Source organism: Staphylococcus sp. HMSC055A09 (assembly GCF_001809655.1).
Classification (GTDB): Bacteria; Bacillota; Bacilli; order Staphylococcales; family Staphylococcaceae; genus Staphylococcus; species Staphylococcus capitis.
In genome coordinates this window covers 1-17,374 of the sequence record NZ_KV798349.1, presented here as the reverse complement: position 1 = coordinate 17,374, position 17,374 = coordinate 1, and the positions used below count along the sequence as shown (strand labels likewise).

The following is a 17,374-nucleotide window of genomic DNA, read 5'->3' as shown; positions in this document are numbered from 1 at the left end:
TGATACCAGGATTGATGACAATACACCTATGTAAGTCATTTCAAAAATTTATCTCATCATCTTAACTCAATTTATTTATCCATGATTTTTACGCCATTTTGGGTACCTACAATCACTTGATCAGTCATATCGAGAAAATATCCTGTTTCTAATACTCCTGTTAAATGAATCAAAAATTCATGCATTTCATACGGATCAATGCCTTCTGGTAAATTACAATCTAATATATAATTTCCATTATCTGTTGTAAATGGAACGTCTTCATTCACACGTCTATTCACTTTTACGCCCTTAATACTCTCAATCTTTTTGGAAACTTGATACCAATTAAATTTATCAACTTCAACTGGTAAAACAAACGTTTGACCTAAATAGTCAACGATTTTATTTTCATCGGCAATGACAACAAACCTTTCAGCCATTTCATCAATCACTTTTTCTCTGAACAGTGCACCGCCCCCACCTTTAATAAGGTTGAGATTTGGATCAACTTCATCTGCACCATCTATAGCAAGATCAATTTTTTTTACGTCGTTGACTTCAACAATGTTTATATCTAACTCCTTGGCAAGAAAAGCAGTTTTATTTGATGTGCACACGCCTGTAATTTCGTAATGATGTTGATGAATCAACTCAGCAATTTTAGGTACTAACAACTCAATAGTACTTCCTGTACCGATTCCGAGTGTCATACCATCTTTTATTTGGCTCGTTACATCATCTAATGTCATAAGTTTAAGTTCTTTTACGTCTTTCATTAGCCGAAAGTCTCCTTTTCTCTTTAATCCTTAATATTATTTTACATGACTTTGTTTATTTTTGAATACCCGATTATTTTTAAAAAAGTCTGTACATTATTACTTCATCAATTTTTAAATTTTTGAAAGTGTTGCTGAAACAGCCTTTATATTTTGAGATAATAAATAATTTTAAAACTAAAAAATCGGATACTACTGCTATAAAGCAATGTATCCGATATGAGTTACTTTTCATTGATTTGATAACTTGTTTTAGAAAAATATGGTGTATGGGGGTTTAAAATTGATTGTGCTTTTTCTCCATACATATTAATGTCATTAGGAATATGTTGCGTTTCTACTGTGAAACCAGAATGAGATTTATAAATATTAAAATCGCTGTCCCAATTTTGAGGTTCGTTAAATGTAAATATAACCATATTGGGCATGTCCGTTTCGATCAGAAGTTCAAACTCTTTATTATCTATAGCAAGTTGTTGGTCACCCACTTCAAATGGATGATCTAAACCTTTATAACGTTGCATTTGTTCTTGAAGCTTTTGATTCGTACTATCAAATATATCTTTAAAGAGAATGTGTTCGTCTTCAAATATTTGACTAAAGTTGAGTGGCTCATCGCCTGTCACGATATTTTCATCATCAAGTGTATACATCTTTAACGATGAACTGGACATTCGATGATTATCAACCACATTGTTATCACGATTTAAATTAAAATATACATGGTTTGTAGGGTTGAATAATGTCCTTTTCGTTGATTCAGCTTCATATTGTACAGTCCATCGATGGTCAGCATCATATGTATGCGTTACCTTAATAGTCATATCTCCAGGATAATGATCTTCCATTTCTTTAATTGTTGTAGTGAATATAATTTTAATTTGTCCAATTTCATCAATAATTTCATAATCAAAGATACGTTTATCCAGACCTTTGGAACCACCATGAATATGATGTGGGCTATCATTGTTCTCTAATTCATATGTATGTCCATCTAACTTAAATGATGCATCTTTAATCCTACCTGCATAACGACCAATTGTCGCACCAAAGTTAAATGGATTTTCAAAATAGAATTCATCCGCTTCTACTACATTCCCTAAAATAATGTTATTGTCATGATATTTCCACGATACAATTCTAGCACCGTAGTTCGAGAATACAATTTTTGTTTCATCATTATCGATTTTAATTAAATCAACATCATGTCTTTGATCCTCAACTTCAACTATCATTACATAATCTCCCTTTCAACCACGTTAAATTAAGCTCTGCTAGGTAATAACATGACAAGCACACCGATGATACATATTATAGCGCCTATAACATCATATTTATCTGGCGATTGTTTATCTACTACATAAGCCCAAAACAGGCTCATTATAATAAATACGCCTCCATAAGCTGCATATACTCTACCAAAAGTAGGAAATGATTGAAACGTTGCAACCACGCCGTAAAGTATGAGTATGATGCCTCCCATTAAACCTAGCCAATATGTATGGCCTTCCCTTAACCATAACCATATTAAATAGCCTCCGCCAATTTCACAAAGGCCTGCTAATATAAAAATAAATACTGGATAAAACACGATACAATGCACCACCCTATCAAATAGTCTCATTCTTTATTGTTTAGAGGTAGATAAACTCAAAAGAAATTTATTTAATATGTTAAGTTACATTGTATCAATGTTAAATTCTATAAATCTATCATTAATTTAACGACGATGTTTTCACTTACATATTGTTACACTTTTTCTTTTATTATTCCATAGGTTAACCACATAAAAAGCCAAATATTTGATGAAAATTCAAATACTTGGCTTTACTGAGTTATTTATTTTTAATGAGTCGATGTATAGATTTAAATAATCCTTTCTCAAATGTGAGAACAGAATCTTTATATGTTTTTACTGCTATCCATAATAATAAGATAATCACAATCACTGATAACCCCATGCTGACAATAATTTCCCATATGTCTAGATCAGATGATTGAGATCGTACTAATAATTCGAACGGTGCTAAAAATGGTATAAAACTTGTAATCTTAGTGAGTAACATATCTGGCTTCATGATACTAAATATCGCGATGTAAAATGCAATCATAGCTAATAATGTTAATGGCATTAAAGTTTGATTCATATCTTCAATTCTTGAGACGAGCGATCCAAGAATAGCTGCAAGCAACACATAAGAGAAAATACCTACAATCAGACATAGCAAGCTCACAACAATAATTTGCCATGCAAGGTGATTCATTTGTATATCAAAGTTTTTGAACAATTTCTTTAAATCAAATGCAAATATACATATTAATGCCGTAAGAATAATCATGATAACTTGAGTGAAAGCAACAGCAATTACTGCAGCAATTTTAGCAAGTATATGTACAACTGGTGAAACACTTGTAATTATCATTTCTATCACCCGGGATGTTTTCTCCGTAGCAATTTCCATTGCCACTTGACCTGCAAAGTTGAAAATGATGAAAAATATTAGCATTAATGTTGCGTAAATCAAAATGTAATTTAGCGTTTTTTGGCCAGAATTTAATTGACTATCTTCTTTATCAGACATGATTTTACTATCTACTTGACTTTGCGATTGCAATTGTTTTAACTCTTTTTGGCTTAAGTCAAGCTTTGAGGCAACTAAATGAGATTGCATTGTTGTTAATACTTCAGTAAACCGCTGTTTATCTTCAACATCAACATTGTCCTTACTTAATATAGTACCTGACAATTGATTATCTTTATTTTGTTTGACTATATAGGCTCTATCTAATTTTTCATTTTTAACTAACTTTTCTGCTTTGGTTTTACTTACTTTTTTAAATTTCGCGTCATCTTCAAGACTATGTCCTTGTTGCTTTAACACTTTATATATTTGTTCATTCTGTGTAACTATACCTACTTTATCTGGACCATGATCAAATAACCCCATAATTTTATCTATGTTTGAAAGTCCAACCATGAGCACAACAACGATGGCCATAAATATAATAAATGCTTTTGATTTAATTTTACTCATATAAGTGAGTTTGAATGTTGACCAAAATTTACTCATGTAGTTCACCTACTTTATCGATAAATATATCATTAAGCGATGGTTCTAAGACTTGAAAACGTCTCACGTATCCTTGTTTAATTACAGTATTATAAATCTTTTCCGCAACCGCTTCATTTTCAATCGTTAAACGAACATCATGTTTACGATGCTCCTTTTTCAAGATTCCTGGTATATCATCAAGACCATCTATCTGGTGATCTGATTCGACGATAACTAATTTATTACCATGTTCAGAGCGAACTTTCTGTATATCTCCTGAAACAACAAGTTGTCCTTTATCAATAATACAAACGTCATCACATAGTTCTTCAACGTGCTCCATTCGATGTGAGCTATATATTATAGTAGATCCTTTATCATTTAAATCTTTAACTGCACGTTTAAGTAATTCAACGTTAACGGGATCTAGCCCACTAAAAGGTTCATCTAAAATAAGTAATTCTGGCTCATGAAGCATACTTGCAAGTAATTGAATTTTTTGTTGATTACCTTTAGATAAAGATTGAATACGTTTCTTTCGATTCTCAGTAATTGCAAATCGCTCTAACCAATAATCAATACGTTGTTGAATATCTCTACTTGATAAACCTTTTAAAGTGGCAAGATAAGTGAGTTCTTCCTCTACAGTCATTTTGGGATGTAGGCCACGCTCTTCTGGCAAATAGCCAACTTTGTTATACATATGTTTGTTAATATTTTTCCCTTCATATGTAATATGGCCTGTTGTTGTTTCACTTAAGCCAAGAATCATGCGAAATGTCGTTGTTTTTCCCGCACCATTTCTCCCTAAGAATCCCAACATTTTCCCCTTATCAAGTCTTAGCGAAATATCATTTACTGCTGTAAAATCTCCAAATTTCTTGGTGACATGTTCAATTAACAAACCCATCGTTTCTACTCCTAACACTAAAATTTCTATTTTGAATTCTTTTTCAATATAACATTATTTAATTGCATAATATAAGTAAACTTCATAAAATTAATAAACTTTACAAATAATTTTGAAAGCCCTATCATTATTCACAAACAATTCATCGTTAAATAGACGTTGATTATCTTCATAAAATAAAGGGGTTAGTAAAATGAGCTACAGTATTGGAATTGATTATGGCACCGCTTCTGGTCGAGTGATTCTGGTGGATACATCAAATGGCGATATTATTTCAAGCTATGAAGAGACATATCCTCACGGTACTATTGCTGAATCACTATACGGGGAAACGTTACCGCGTAATTATTTTTTACAAAATGCTGATGATTATCAGTACATACTTGAAAATGGTGTTACGCATGTATTAGAAGAAAGTCAAGTGAATAGAAATGAGGTAATAGGAATTGGTGTAGATTTTACAAGTTGTACTATTGTATTTTTAGATGAACATTTCGAACCTCTACATAGACATGATAATTTTAAAAGTAATCCCCATGCATATGTCAAATTATGGAAGCATCATGGGGCTCAAGATGAAGCAACACAAATGGTTGAAGTTAATCAACAAGAGAATCAGAACTGGCTTGATTATTATGGTTCAAGCGTCAATAGTGAATGGATGATTCCGAAAATACTTGAAATGAAACATAAAGCTCCTGAATTGTTAGAACACACTCATTATATTATGGAAGCTGGAGATTACATTACCAGTTTACTTACATATAAAAATATACGTTCCAATTGCGGTATAGGTTTTAAAGGCTTTTGGAATAGAGAAAATGGTTTTAACTATGCGTTTTTCGAAGCTGTAGACAAAGATTTACCTAATATTGTAAAAGAAAAATGTGAAGCACCAGTAATTAATATTGGAGAAAGCGCAGGCACTTTAGCTGAATATTATCAGGAATTGTGGGGACTTCCCTCTCAAGTTCAAATTTCTCCATACATGATTGACGCACATTCAGGCGTTCTAGGAGCAGGTGCCATTGAACAAGGCGAATTCACAGCTGTTATTGGAACGAGTACCTGCCACCTTATGCTAGATCCTAAACAAGAACCTATTCCTGCAATTACTGGTTCAGTAAAAGATGCTATTATACCCGGTTTATATGCCTATGAAGCAGGCCAAGCCGCTGTTGGTGATCTATTTAGTTACTCAGAACAACTGGCTCCAAAGTCAATTACTGATACTGCCCTTGAAAGTGATGTCCCCTTACTTGAGTACTTGGAAGAGTTAGCAAGTAATATTAATGTAGAAGATCAACATGTTATAGTACTTGATTGGCACAATGGTAATAGAAGTATTCTAAGTGATAGTCACCTTACAGGTAGTGTGTTCGGTTTAACATTACAAACACCTTTCGAAATGATTCATCGTGCTTACTTAGAATCTACTGCCTTCGGTACAAAAATGATAATGAATCAATTTGAAGACCATCATATTCCTGTTCATACCGTTTATGCTTCTGGGGGTATCCCTAAAAAAAGTAAACTCTTAGTCGATATTTACGCCAATGTGTTAAATAAAAAAGTAGTTGTGCTGGAATCATCAAACGCAACAGCATTAGGCGCTGCTATGTTAGGCGCAAATGTTGGTGGTGCTTATTCGACGCTTAAAGATGCTGTAGAGCATATGAAGCAACCTATTCATTACGTTAAAGAACCTGAAAGCGAAAAAGTGAAAGCTTATAAAAGACTCTTTGATAAGTATCGTCAACTTCATGATATTCTTGGACGTGAACATCCAACTTTATCTTATATACACAAATAATAAATAGTGGTCAAAGTAGATATTTTACTTTGACCACTATTATTTTAAGCTTTTTTTATCTTGTGTACTTTGAATAAAGCAATGGCTATAAAAATGACAATTATAAGAAGTGTAATCAAAGGTGCATACGGCATATGGTGCATAACCACTGAAATGATGATATCTACAATGGATATGATTAATAATGCAGGTAATAACCATATACAATTTTTGGCATATTCCATTTCTATTCTCATTCGTTCATACTCATCGCTAAAATTGTATTGAGGGATTAAATTAAGTAACCTATCTGTGGTATTCAGCTTTTCCTTAGCTGGTGCGGTAGGTGTCTTTGATACTTTAATCCTTTTATCACTGAGTATCAAAATTATAAATGGTACAATAAATGGAGTAATTTGCGAAAATTGAAACCTATCGATATGGCCCTTAGTTACTAAAGGCACAATGATTAAATTTACTAAAAGTAAATAAATGCTAGTAATACCGAAAGCTATCATACGTTTTTTTAAACTCATTTTTTTAAGCCACTTTTTCTCTTCTTCATTTCTAACATATATTTCTTTCGATTCTTCACTATACCCATTTGTCATTAACATACATGCTAATACGATGAGACAAAGTAATACACCTATTAAATAAGGTGATAAATAAGACCTCTCAACATCAAAAATAGCTTCAAAATATAACAAAGCCAACATTAAAATAGATACAAGGGCACTTATTTTGGCAAATAAGCGATTAAATTGTTCTAGTTGATACTCGTCTTTGACATTAAATAGCTTGCTAACCATTTTTATCCTCCCAAAACAAATCGTTCAATGTGACATTGAGTTCTTTAGCGATGTTTATACATAATTTCAAAGATGGATTATATCTATCATTTTCTATCATATTAATCGTTTGTCGAGAAACGCCTACTGCTCGGGCTAAAGCAAGTTGCGATATTTTTTGATGTGCTCTATATTGCTTTACTCTATTCAATGTTACAGCCCCTTTTCCTCAATCATAATTAATTTTATCATAATAAAATGAACAATGAATAGTCAATTATATACGACATCCTTACCTAAAAAAACGACCTCATAAAGAGATCGCTTAAAATTTGAAATTATTCATCTTTATCTAATGGATTATGATTTTCGCCATCTAAACTATGATTGAAATCTGTAAATTTAGGACTCGGACCATACTTATTAGTTTCTTTTTTACTATTTAAACATGTCATCACTAAAACATAAATTGAGAAAACCCAGATGAATATATTTAATATCATAATAAAAGTTAAAGCATATCCATTTTCAGACGTATTAGGATTTTCCACAATAATATTAGATATGATATATATGATAAAATTGGCAACAATAAAACAAATAGGTATCAACATTGAAAGTGACAAATCATGAAATCTACGCACTAAAATAGCTAAATTGGGAATTAATGTTGCGAGTGAATAGATTAGATACCATAAACCACCTATAATAAGACACGCTCCACCGAAGAGAAGACTACCTTCTTTATTACTTATTGCACCAGAAATAATAAAAACGTACCCAAGAAATAGTCCTATGATGCCAGGAATCATAAATATTAAATTCCACAACATAGCATACCAAAATTCACTACGTCTTGAGCGTCCTTTGAAGTTCACATAGTTAGACCAAAATAATTTAAGCGCTTGTCCAAATCTCGCTTTTTGTCGCATATTTAAATCTCCTTTATGCTCTGTTATGTAAAAGTGTTTTAAATTTATTTACTCTTTGATAAATTAAGAAGAGTACACTTGGAAAGTAACTAGCATTTTGAGTATATCAAAACATAAGTTTAATCAAAATATATAATTAAATTTATTTCTCAATTTAAAAAGTCAAAAAGAATTCTTATTATAAATTTCTAAGGTGAGATCACAGTGGACTTTATTAATAAACAAACGATTCAAACAGCAAAAGATTTATTAGGGGTTAAAATCATATATCAAGATGAATACCAATATTATTCTGGTTACATTGTAGAAACTGAAGCCTACTTAGGTTTTAAAGACAAGGCTGCACATGGTTATGGTGGAAAGCAAACTCCCAAAGTCACCTCACTATACAAAAATGGTGGGACCATATACGCACATGTCATGCATACTCATTTATTGATTAATTTTGTTACTCGCACTAAGGGTGTTCCAGAAGGAGTACTCATTCGTGCAATTGAACCAGAAGACGGTATTGAAGCAATGAAAGCTAATCGTGGAAAAACTGGATATGAGATAACTAACGGTCCAGGTAAATGGACTAAAGCTTTAAATATACCAAGAGCTATCGATGGCTCAACATTAAATGATTGCAGATTATCCATAGATACTAAAAACAGAAAATTTCCTAAAGAAATAATTGAAAGTGGAAGAATAGGCATCCCAAATAAAGGAGAATGGACTGATAAACCCTTACGTTATACTGTCAAAGGAAATCCCTATGTATCACGAATGCGTAAATCAGACTTTCAAAACCCAGATCATACTTGGAAATAATTAGAAAGCGAGGAACTCGTTAAGAGCATCCTCGCTTCTTTGCATTTAATTCACTTTAATATCTCCTGAATCATTAAATAATTGTAGTTTTTTACTACCATTACCTACTTTTTTATCTTTTAATTCCCTTAACCCTACATAAGAATCACCTGAATCATTATGTATTTTTAAAAGGGTATCTTTAGGCTTTTCTTTATAATGTAATGAAATATCTCCTGAATCATTTTTAATATTTGTATTTACATCAGGTTGCATTTTTTGCAAATTAATATCTCCTGAGTCATTGATCAATTTTATAAGTTTTTTGGAATTAATATTTGATGTTGAAATGTCTCCTGAATCATTATTCACATAAAGCTGATCAAACTTACCTTTGTTAATTGATATATCAGCTGAATCAGCATTCAATTTTGCTTTTTCAACATTAATATTATTTACTTTTAAATCTCCATCACTCGCATTCACAGACAATTTATTAGTTTTTTTAGGAACTGTTATAGTGATATGATTTTCGACATTATTTAAAGGCCTAAAGTTAATCACTGATTCTTTAGTTTCTTCTTTAAGAATCCACTGTTTATCTTTAATGTAACTCTTAACTTTTACATTCTTATCATCACCTCTAGATGTTACTGAGAAGTGATTTCCTTTTTTGATTGTAACATCGCTCATGTCAGAATTGACTTCAATCGAGCGAATATCTTTTTTATATTTTTTTGAGAGATTTGTCGTTACTTTATCGTTGTAGCTATCTTTTTTTTCAAGTTTTTCTCCTTGTGCATACAGACCTATACCACATATAACAACTAAAGCAAAGCCAAAAATAAATAATGTGATAAGAAATTTCTTCATGACTGAACACTTCCTTTCACAACTGAGACATTCCATTTTAGATATTTCACAATCATAATATATATCCATTTAATAATATAAATAGTTATAACTACGACCATTAATCCAATGCCGAACATTAGTCCAGCCATAAAAACATCGTAAAGAATAATTGAACTAAAACCATCAATAAATCCTTTAACAATTAGCATTATTGGTGCACCTAGCATTGAAATAGTGAAGAGAATTAAAGATACAATTGCAAAAAAGATCATGACAGCGGGGAACAATATAATAAAGAAATTGAATAAACTGAGTCCCATAACTGCAATAATCGCAGAAAAAATATTACTTATTGAGCTATTACTTTTTGCTCTCTCGACCGCTGCAGTAGCTCTTAATTCTTTTGCAATAGATTTTGGATTACCTAGTTCTTGAGAAATCTGTTCTTCAGATTTCCCTTCTTGTTTTCCACTATAGAAATGTGTTTCATACTCATTTAGAATATCTTGCTTCTCATCATTATTGATATGTCCTAAATATCTCTTTAGTAACTTTAAATAATGATCTTTATTCATTTGCTTCACTCTCCTCTATAAATTGATTGACTGCTTTAGAGAATAAATCCCATTCATTTTTAAGTATGTCTAATCTTTCCAGCCCTTGTTCAGTAAGACTATAATACTTTCGAGATGGACCTTCTGATGATGGTTGATAATAAGTAGCAAGTTCTCCACTTTTGACTAAACGTCTTAACAATGGATACACAGTCCCTTCCGCAATAGTCATATAGCGTGAGATATTTTGAACTAAAGAATACCCATATTGATCTTCTTTTTTAATAATTAATAAGACAATTAACTCTAGAGCGCCCTTTTTAAATTGAGTGTTCATGTATCTACCTCCTTTATGTATTATTCAGTATTGAACAATACACAGTAGTTGTTATAACTAATATAGCACCCACTACTGTACATTGCAAGGTACTGATTTTTAACATTATGTAAATTTAACGTGCATTTTTTAATTTATTGTTAAACTTGTATTTAATTCAAATTAAAATGTTCTGAATACTAGATATATATAAATAATATTATTTGATTTCCTAGATTTATTTAAATTCTACATGTATAATGGTTATTATGGCTTTTTATAACGCTTACATAATTATATAGATTAAGTATTAAACATAGGTTTTGGGACTACTTCTAAGGGGGCATTTTTATGATAGAGTTAGATGCAATCACAACCTTGTGTTTAGCATGTGTTCTATATTTAATCGGACAATCAATCATTAATCATGTATCGATATTAAGGAGAATATGTATACCTGCTCCAGTTATAGGCGGTTTACTCTTTTCAATTCTCGTAGCCATTCTTGATTCTTTACATATTGTTAAAATCAAACTCGATGCATCATTTATACAAGATTTCTTTATGTTGGCCTTTTTCACTACTATTGGTTTAGGCGCATCATTAAAGTTGTTTAAAATTGGCGGTAAAGTCATGCTTCTTTATTTCATGTTTTGTGGAATCATGGCGATATGTCAAAATATTATAGGTGTATCTCTCGCTAAAATTTTAAATATCCAGCCTTTATTAGGGTTAACTGCTGGCTCTATGTCAATGGAAGGTGGACATGGTAATGCAGCTGCATACGGTAAAACAATCCAAGACATGGGTATTGATTCCGCTGTAACCGCAGCACTTGCTGCCGCAACACTAGGTCTTGTTTTTGGAGGATTAATCGGCGGACCAGTTGTTAAATACTTAATAAAACGATATAACCTTACTCCAGAACATCGTGATGAATCATATAAGAATTATGGTGAAGTAGAATATAACCAATCACTTCATAATAAATTTAAACCAACACAAATATTTTTCATTCAATTTACAATTCTAGTATTTTGTATGGCTTTAGGGACATATATCGGAGATACATTCACTCACATGACTGGCGTCAACATTCCTATGTATGTTGGTTCAATGTTTGTTGCCGTTATCATTCGAAATGTATCAGAATTTGCTGGATTAAACATTGTTGATTTAAAAATTAACGACCAAATTGGTGATATCTCACTTGGTATCTTTTTATCTTTAGCATTAATGAGTATTCAGCTTACCGAAATTTATTCACTCGCTATTCCTTTAATCATCATTGTATTGATACAAGTCGTCTTCATGGTACTATTCTCTATCTTCGTATTATTCAGAGGACTAGGTAAAGACTATGATGCTGCAGTAATGGTTGGTGGATTTATTGGTCATGGTTTAGGTGCGACACCTAATGCAATGGCTAACCTTGACGTTATTACTAAAAAGTATGGTAGCTCACCTAAAGCATATCTTGTAGTTCCTATAGTTGGTGCATTTTTAATAGATCTAATCGGCGTTATTATTGTAATGAGCTTTATACAATTTTTTAGTTAATACGTAACCTCTAATAGCATGAAAACAATCGTGCATATAATTAAACTAAAAAAGGCTGAAAGAAAGCTTCGTAACGAAGCCTTCTTTCAGCCTTTAATTTATATTTTCGTACATTTTATATATTAAACTTTAGCCTCTGTGAATATCTAAGCCACGTTGTTCAATCCAAGAAAGTAGTTTAGGACTAAATACAATATCTTTGTGAGTAAGTGAATCAATATCTTTAGCATCTAACATCGTCATAATTTTTTTCATATGATTTAAGAAAGATTCTACATATTCAATCGTATTAGTAATACCTGATTGCTCTACTTGATTTAAAAATGGTCTAGACATACCAACAGCTTTAGCACCTAAGGCTAAACTTTTTACTGCATCTAAAGGTGTACGTAACCCACCACTTGCAAATACATTTAATTTATCTTGATAATCTGTACTTTCAAGTAGAGATTCAACTGTCGATTGCCCCCATTGGGTTAAGTAATCCATATCTTTATTTGAACGACGTTCATTTTCTATATCAACAAAATTCGTTCCACCACGACCACTTACATCTACATATTGAACGCCAATTTCAGCTAAAGACTTAAAGGTCTCTTTACTCATACCAAACCCAACTTCTTTAACAATTACTGGTACATCCACGCGATTCACAATAGCTTCTATATTATCCATCCAAGTTACAAATTCACGGTTACCTTCTGGCATAACCAATTCTTGTGGTGAATTCACATGAATTTGTAATGCCTGTGCCTCAAGTAATTCAACTGATTGTAACGCCTTTTCAACAGGCACATCTGCACCAACATTACTAAATATCATACCCTCAGGATTAGTCTGTCTTACAATGTTAAATGTTTCTGCCATTTTAGGGTTTCTTAAAGCAGCATGTGTAGATCCAACCGCCATTGCTAGTCCAGTTTCTCTAGCGACTACTGCTAACTTTTCGTTAATTTGCTTCGTCCAATCACTACCGCCCGTCATCGCATTAATATACACTGGGGATTGCATATCAAAGTGAGAAGTATGACTTGTTAAATCAACTTGATCGACATTAATGCTAGGAATGGAATGATGAACAAATCTTAATTTATCAAAATCAGATTGAGGCGCATCATGTTGAGACATAGCAATTTCTACATGTTCATTTTTTCTTTGTTCTCTCAGTGAATCACTCATTGAAATACCTTCCTTTGTTTAAATTCAAATATTTTTGTTAAAGTTTTAGAACCATTTTTTCCTTTTGAAAAAGACGACTAAAACAATTGTTATCACAAGCATTACGCCTAAACATATAAAATAAGCATAATGCCATTTTAACTCTGGCATATAATCAAAGTTCATTCCATAAACACCAGCTATAAATGTTAAAGGTGAGAAAATAACTGATACAAGTGTGAGTATTTGCATAATACTATTCATTCTAAATGAGGTGAATGACTCATAATTTTCTCGAATTTCATTTGTCATTTCTTGAGCTGTTCTAATGACATTTCTCTGTTTAATAAGGTGGTCATCAATATGTTGAATGTACATTGAGTGTTTAGCATCTTTAATGATATTACCTTCACTCTTAATCGTATCAACAACTTCTTGCATTGGAAACATAACTCGTTTAATTTTAATCAAATCTGAACGTAACTGAAAAACGTTTTCCATCACATTCTTACTATAGCGATCATCAACATGACGAGCTTCAAAATTATAAACTTTATCTTCAATACCATATACGAAATCGAAATATTTATCTACCATACTATCAAGTATATGTATCACTATATCCGCGCAATCTAATTCTGAATCATGGTTTTCAGCATTATATTCGGCGACCCTCTTTAAAGATTGAAAAGGTTTATGATGATACGTGACAAGTATATTATTTTGAAGAAATACATTTAATGCGATGGGTGAATAATCTTTATCAATAATACTGTGAAAAATCATATATTGATATTCTTTATATTCTTTGTATTTAACTCGTGGTATACCTGTAATAGCATCATCAATTTCTAAATAGTTAAAATCGAATTTATTTCTTAGAAATTCATTTTCTTTATTTGAAGCATTTTCAAAATCATACCAAATAATTGTCGCATCACTAGGGACGTCTTGAATATTTGATACTTCCGTAAGAGGTTGTGTTAAAGATTGATATCTTACGGTCATTGTCATCTTACTTCCCCCTCCAATTATCTCAGTTACATTCTATCATGAAATCAATCACGTGTATGTGTTAATTTAATTTAGTAAGATAGAGTTATATTCAAGGGGGATAAGAGATGTCTAAAACATTTACTGTAACACGAAAAGTAACTGAAGATTTGATTGATAATAATAACCATATGCATGATGCATATTATAATGTAATTTTTAGCGATGTAATTAATGAGTTTAATTATAGTCATGGGCTATCTCTTAAAGAAAGAGAAGAAAGTCAATTTACAGTATTTACAATAGAAGCACATACTACATATTTAGCAGAACTGTCTCTTGATCAGTCATTCACTGTAGAATTATACCTTTACGACTATGATTATAAACGTACGCACTTATTTTTAAGAATGTTGCATGAAGATGGAACTATAGCTGCTACAAATGAAGTAATGATGATGGGTATCGACAAGAATCAACGGCGCTCTGCACCATTTCCTGAGAAATATATGGAAATTATAGAAGCTTATGATTTAGAACAGGAAAAAATTGAGTGGCCTAAACAAATAGGACATCGCATTGGTATACCTAAGAAAGGAGAATAGTTATGCCTACTAGGAAACGTATAAAAAACGAGCTTATAGATTTGAAAGATGACGTTAAATTTGAGTTGAGTGAGTTAAACAATCAGAAAGAATTAGTCATCAATGGGCCTGCATCTCAACTTTTTAAACGAGCAATTCATATGAGTTATTTACAAGGACAAAAGTTTGCGATTGATGAAATATTTACGCTTATTGATGAGAACCAAATCGATGAAGAATTTCTTATTCAATATAATAATTTTGAAAAATATGTTCAAGATCAAAACTTAGAAAAGAAATTTACTTTTAGTAATTTTACTGACATACCACGTCAATTTGATGATTTTATGGCATCTTTTTACTATTTAAAAGGACAAAATTTTATTGTCACACATATTAATTCGATAATAGAATAACAATAAAGAACAAGGACTTTGGTAGTTTGATTTAACCAAAGTCCTTGTTCTTTATTTCCGAATAGCCTTCGTAATTTGTTTGATGACTTTATGTGATTGTCTTATTGGATATAATGGAAAATCATGCACCATTTTTGGGTATTCATTAAACTCAACATATTGACCATAATCTTCTAGTAAACGTGCGAGCTCTTTCATATCAGGATTTTGTATTTCCTTGCCTCCTCCATACATGTATACAGGAGGTAATCCTCTTAGCTCACCATAGAGTGGTGAAACACGTTTATCCGTTAATGGTAGACCATTAGACCATACTTTCATAAGTTCATTCACACCAAATCGACTTACTAATATATCTTCGTCTTCTAAGTCTTCGGTAATCATTTTATTTGATAGTGTCGCATCTAAAAGTGGTGAAATTAAGAATAGTTTACTTGGAACAGGTTCATTTTCCTCAATTAAGGATTGTACAAATCGCATAGCTAATCCGCCACCTGAACCGTCTCCCATGATGACGATATGATCAACACCAACTTCAGCTACTAATTCATCATAAACTTCCTTAATCGCGTTGTATGTATCTTCTAGGTGATATTCAGGCGCTTTAGGATAAATAGGTAGCACAACTTCATGTAATGTATTTAATGCTAATTTATCTAACAATCTCCAGTGGAATGGTGAGGATTGCAATGTATTGTATCCCCCATGTAAATACAGAATTTTATTATTAGACTCATGTCTGAAATTAAATCTGAATACTTGCATATCCCCTAAAGATAATTTATCAAGATTTGCTTTTACATTTAATGATGAGGGTTGTTTATGTTTTTTACTATTTTCGTCTCTTCTTTTTTCTAAAAATTGCTCTACCTCATCGTCATTTTCGAAAAATATTGATCTGTTATGAAGTATATATTTATTGACTACTCTATTCATTAAACGATTTTTCATAGCTTGCTTGACCTACCTCTTTTCAAATTTTAAATTTAGAAAACAATTTGTTTAAAGTGCTATATTCATTTTTCTAAAAAAGATATAATATTATATGAGTTAGATGAATCTTAAACCACTTTATGTTTGCGCGTATATGTCTTGAATAAAGCCAATTATAACAAACATAAAGTGAAAATGATAAATATAGGACAGCAAAATTAAAGGAGGCATCTTAGTGTCTGAACCTAATCAAAATCCAAGTAACTTCAACGCTCAATTTCATGAGCAAGAAATACACCGAGGCAAAAGATATGGGAAGAAAAAGCGTTCATGGGTTAGTATTATCATCCATCTGATCATACTCATTTTAACTGCTATAACAGGTTATAGTATGTTGAAACAACCTATTTTTAACCTTGCTTTCGCTAATAAAACAATTAATTTCCATGAAATTCAAAACTTCCAAGATACTCTAACTAAAATCGGTAATTTAAATATTAATTTGGGCAATATGGATGATCTACAAAAATCTATAGATAACCTCATAATGGTGTTTAATATATTCTTTATTCTTTGTTTAGTTAGTATGTTTATTACTGTAATTACAATTATTCTTAATAGAACTTTATTGAAGATTTTCAATTTATTTATTTTAGCAGCTATGTTACTGATTACTTTGTATTTTAGCTATATTATTCATACAATTGCGCAAAAAATTTCTGAATCTCTTAAACAATATTATTTAACTGTTTCTCCAGACCAAGTAATTAATGAAGCTGATGCAATACATAATGCACTCATTTTACTTGCTTGTAGTATTGCACTCTTATTCATTAGTTTATTCTTCCGTAATCGACTAGCACGTATAAGATAATGCAAAAGACCAATCCAGAACTTTTAATCAAGTTCTGGATTGGCCTTTTATTCGTATTAATAATTTAATCCGTTCGCCTGCGCTCTCGCGCATGCATAAGAGC

Annotated in this window: 20 protein-coding genes; 6 read left to right on the top strand and 14 right to left on the bottom strand. The window is 31.6% G+C overall.

Features of this window, described 5'->3' with window-relative positions; all coding sequences use genetic code 11:
- Window positions 1-71 precede the first annotated feature (71 nt).
- The 5 genes from HMPREF2642_RS00255 to HMPREF2642_RS00235 all read right to left on the bottom strand — a co-directional run bounded on the left by HMPREF2642_RS00255 (window position 72) and on the right by HMPREF2642_RS00235 (window position 4,721).
- The gene (locus HMPREF2642_RS00255; protein WP_023351260.1) at window positions 72-758 is read right to left on the bottom strand and encodes a ribose 5-phosphate isomerase A; all 687 of its coding nucleotides are present in this window, start codon (window positions 756-758) and stop codon (window positions 72-74) included.
- A 224-nt stretch (window positions 759-982) separates the two neighbouring features.
- Window positions 983-1,993, bottom strand: a complete 1,011-nt coding sequence (locus tag HMPREF2642_RS00250; protein ID WP_070597503.1) for an aldose epimerase family protein — start codon at window positions 1,991-1,993, stop codon at window positions 983-985.
- A gap of 29 nt (window positions 1,994-2,022) precedes the next feature.
- A complete protein-coding gene (locus HMPREF2642_RS00245; protein WP_002432587.1) occupies window positions 2,023-2,349 on the bottom strand; it encodes a YnfA family protein in 327 nt (108 codons plus the stop codon).
- Window positions 2,350-2,593: 244 nt separating this feature from the next.
- Window positions 2,594-3,829, bottom strand: a complete 1,236-nt coding sequence (locus HMPREF2642_RS00240; RefSeq protein WP_070597501.1) for an ABC transporter permease — start codon at window positions 3,827-3,829, stop codon at window positions 2,594-2,596.
- Window positions 3,822-4,721 carry an ABC transporter ATP-binding protein gene (locus HMPREF2642_RS00235; protein WP_047796619.1) on the bottom strand — a complete coding sequence of 300 codons (900 nt, stop codon included), beginning with the start codon at window positions 4,719-4,721 and terminating at the stop codon, window positions 3,822-3,824. The genes HMPREF2642_RS00240 and HMPREF2642_RS00235 overlap by 8 nt, the downstream gene beginning before the upstream one ends.
- A 193-nt stretch (window positions 4,722-4,914) precedes the next feature.
- On the opposite strand from HMPREF2642_RS00235, the gene HMPREF2642_RS00230 reads away from it, so the two are divergent.
- The gene (locus HMPREF2642_RS00230) at window positions 4,915-6,534 is read left to right on the top strand and encodes a ribulokinase (protein WP_070597499.1); all 1,620 of its coding nucleotides are present in this window, start codon (window positions 4,915-4,917) and stop codon (window positions 6,532-6,534) included.
- A 44-nt stretch (window positions 6,535-6,578) separates the two neighbouring features.
- Here the strand turns inward: HMPREF2642_RS00230 and HMPREF2642_RS11345 are convergent, their stop codons facing one another.
- The 3 genes from HMPREF2642_RS11345 to HMPREF2642_RS00215 form a co-directional block, all read right to left on the bottom strand.
- Window positions 6,579-7,325, bottom strand: coding sequence for a hypothetical protein (locus HMPREF2642_RS11345; protein WP_227489903.1), 747 nt, complete (start codon window positions 7,323-7,325; stop codon window positions 6,579-6,581).
- A complete protein-coding gene (locus HMPREF2642_RS00220) occupies window positions 7,318-7,515 on the bottom strand; it encodes a helix-turn-helix transcriptional regulator (protein ID WP_002453866.1) in 198 nt (65 codons plus the stop codon). The genes HMPREF2642_RS11345 and HMPREF2642_RS00220 overlap by 8 nt, the downstream gene beginning before the upstream one ends.
- Window positions 7,516-7,642: 127 nt before the next feature.
- A complete protein-coding gene (locus tag HMPREF2642_RS00215) occupies window positions 7,643-8,236 on the bottom strand; it encodes a DUF805 domain-containing protein (RefSeq protein ID WP_023351252.1) in 594 nt (197 codons plus the stop codon).
- A gap of 204 nt (window positions 8,237-8,440) precedes the next feature.
- On the opposite strand from HMPREF2642_RS00215, the gene HMPREF2642_RS00210 reads away from it, so the two are divergent.
- Window positions 8,441-9,049: a DNA-3-methyladenine glycosylase gene (locus HMPREF2642_RS00210; protein WP_023351251.1), complete on the top strand. Its 609-nt coding sequence runs from the start codon at window positions 8,441-8,443 to the stop codon at window positions 9,047-9,049.
- A 45-nt stretch (window positions 9,050-9,094) separates the two neighbouring features.
- Here HMPREF2642_RS00210 and HMPREF2642_RS00205 read toward each other — a convergent pair whose 3' ends face one another.
- Genes HMPREF2642_RS00205 through HMPREF2642_RS00195 form a run of 3 tightly spaced genes read right to left on the bottom strand, consistent with a single transcriptional unit; the run spans window position 9,095 to window position 10,774 of the window.
- On the bottom strand, window positions 9,095-9,901 hold the full coding sequence (locus HMPREF2642_RS00205; protein WP_070597498.1) for a DUF4097 family beta strand repeat-containing protein: 807 nt from the start codon (window positions 9,899-9,901) through the stop codon (window positions 9,095-9,097).
- Window positions 9,898-10,458, bottom strand: coding sequence for an HAAS signaling domain-containing protein (locus HMPREF2642_RS00200; protein WP_002453870.1), 561 nt, complete (start codon window positions 10,456-10,458; stop codon window positions 9,898-9,900). Before HMPREF2642_RS00200 ends, HMPREF2642_RS00205 begins: the two co-directional genes overlap by 4 nt.
- Window positions 10,451-10,774, bottom strand: coding sequence for a PadR family transcriptional regulator (locus HMPREF2642_RS00195; protein ID WP_016898615.1), 324 nt, complete (start codon window positions 10,772-10,774; stop codon window positions 10,451-10,453). The genes HMPREF2642_RS00200 and HMPREF2642_RS00195 overlap by 8 nt, the downstream gene beginning before the upstream one ends.
- 330 nt (window positions 10,775-11,104) lie before the next feature.
- Between HMPREF2642_RS00195 and gltS the strand changes: the two genes are divergently transcribed.
- A complete protein-coding gene (gene gltS, locus HMPREF2642_RS00190; RefSeq protein WP_002453872.1) occupies window positions 11,105-12,313 on the top strand; it encodes a sodium/glutamate symporter in 1,209 nt (402 codons plus the stop codon).
- Between the two features lie 129 nt (window positions 12,314-12,442).
- Here the strand turns inward: gltS and fni are convergent, their stop codons facing one another.
- Both fni and corA read right to left on the bottom strand, forming a co-directional pair.
- Window positions 12,443-13,492, bottom strand: a complete 1,050-nt coding sequence (gene fni / locus HMPREF2642_RS00185) for a type 2 isopentenyl-diphosphate Delta-isomerase (protein WP_047796623.1) — start codon at window positions 13,490-13,492, stop codon at window positions 12,443-12,445.
- A 45-nt stretch (window positions 13,493-13,537) separates the two neighbouring features.
- Window positions 13,538-14,485, bottom strand: a complete 948-nt coding sequence (corA, locus tag HMPREF2642_RS00180) for a magnesium/cobalt transporter CorA (protein ID WP_002432313.1) — start codon at window positions 14,483-14,485, stop codon at window positions 13,538-13,540.
- Between the two features lie 107 nt (window positions 14,486-14,592).
- Between corA and HMPREF2642_RS00175 the strand changes: the two genes are divergently transcribed.
- Entirely contained in the window at window positions 14,593-15,069 is a 477-nt protein-coding gene (locus tag HMPREF2642_RS00175) for a thioesterase family protein (RefSeq protein WP_037550161.1), read from the top strand.
- Between the two features lie 2 nt (window positions 15,070-15,071).
- The gene (locus HMPREF2642_RS00170) at window positions 15,072-15,464 is read left to right on the top strand and encodes a hypothetical protein (RefSeq protein ID WP_002432953.1); all 393 of its coding nucleotides are present in this window, start codon (window positions 15,072-15,074) and stop codon (window positions 15,462-15,464) included.
- A gap of 51 nt (window positions 15,465-15,515) precedes the next feature.
- Here the strand turns inward: HMPREF2642_RS00170 and HMPREF2642_RS00165 are convergent, their stop codons facing one another.
- A complete protein-coding gene (locus HMPREF2642_RS00165; RefSeq protein ID WP_070597496.1) occupies window positions 15,516-16,415 on the bottom strand; it encodes an alpha/beta hydrolase in 900 nt (299 codons plus the stop codon).
- A 217-nt stretch (window positions 16,416-16,632) separates the two neighbouring features.
- Here HMPREF2642_RS00165 and HMPREF2642_RS00160 point away from each other — a divergent pair, with 217 nt between their 5' ends.
- Window positions 16,633-17,271, top strand: a complete 639-nt coding sequence (locus tag HMPREF2642_RS00160; RefSeq protein ID WP_037550164.1) for a hypothetical protein — start codon at window positions 16,633-16,635, stop codon at window positions 17,269-17,271.
- Window positions 17,272-17,374 lie beyond the last annotated feature (103 nt).

Bases quoted from the DNA above. Each gene is read 5' to 3' on its own strand.
- HMPREF2642_RS00215 (WP_023351252.1), bottom strand. From the start codon at position 8,236: ATGCGACAAAAAGCGAGATTTGGACAAGCGCTTAAATTATTTTGGTCT.
- HMPREF2642_RS00175 (WP_037550161.1), top strand. From the start codon at position 14,593: ATGTCTAAAACATTTACTGTAACACGAAAAGTAACTGAAGATTTGATT.
- HMPREF2642_RS00255 (WP_023351260.1), bottom strand. From the start codon at position 758: ATGAAAGACGTAAAAGAACTTAAACTTATGACATTAGATGATGTAACG.
- HMPREF2642_RS00165 (WP_070597496.1), bottom strand. From the start codon at position 16,415: ATGAAAAATCGTTTAATGAATAGAGTAGTCAATAAATATATACTTCAT.
- HMPREF2642_RS00235 (WP_047796619.1), bottom strand. From the start codon at position 4,721: ATGGGTTTGTTAATTGAACATGTCACCAAGAAATTTGGAGATTTTACA.
- fni (WP_047796623.1), bottom strand. From the start codon at position 13,492: ATGAGTGATTCACTGAGAGAACAAAGAAAAAATGAACATGTAGAAATT.
- HMPREF2642_RS00230 (WP_070597499.1), top strand. From the start codon at position 4,915: ATGAGCTACAGTATTGGAATTGATTATGGCACCGCTTCTGGTCGAGTG.
- gltS (WP_002453872.1), top strand. From the start codon at position 11,105: ATGATAGAGTTAGATGCAATCACAACCTTGTGTTTAGCATGTGTTCTA.
- HMPREF2642_RS00250 (WP_070597503.1), bottom strand. From the start codon at position 1,993: ATGATAGTTGAAGTTGAGGATCAAAGACATGATGTTGATTTAATTAAA.
- HMPREF2642_RS00205 (WP_070597498.1), bottom strand. From the start codon at position 9,901: ATGAAGAAATTTCTTATCACATTATTTATTTTTGGCTTTGCTTTAGTT.
- HMPREF2642_RS00195 (WP_016898615.1), bottom strand. From the start codon at position 10,774: ATGAACACTCAATTTAAAAAGGGCGCTCTAGAGTTAATTGTCTTATTA.
- HMPREF2642_RS00240 (WP_070597501.1), bottom strand. From the start codon at position 3,829: ATGAGTAAATTTTGGTCAACATTCAAACTCACTTATATGAGTAAAATT.
- corA (WP_002432313.1), bottom strand. From the start codon at position 14,485: ATGACAATGACCGTAAGATATCAATCTTTAACACAACCTCTTACGGAA.
- HMPREF2642_RS00200 (WP_002453870.1), bottom strand. From the start codon at position 10,458: ATGAATAAAGATCATTATTTAAAGTTACTAAAGAGATATTTAGGACAT.
- HMPREF2642_RS11345 (WP_227489903.1), bottom strand. From the start codon at position 7,325: ATGGTTAGCAAGCTATTTAATGTCAAAGACGAGTATCAACTAGAACAA.
- HMPREF2642_RS00170 (WP_002432953.1), top strand. From the start codon at position 15,072: ATGCCTACTAGGAAACGTATAAAAAACGAGCTTATAGATTTGAAAGAT.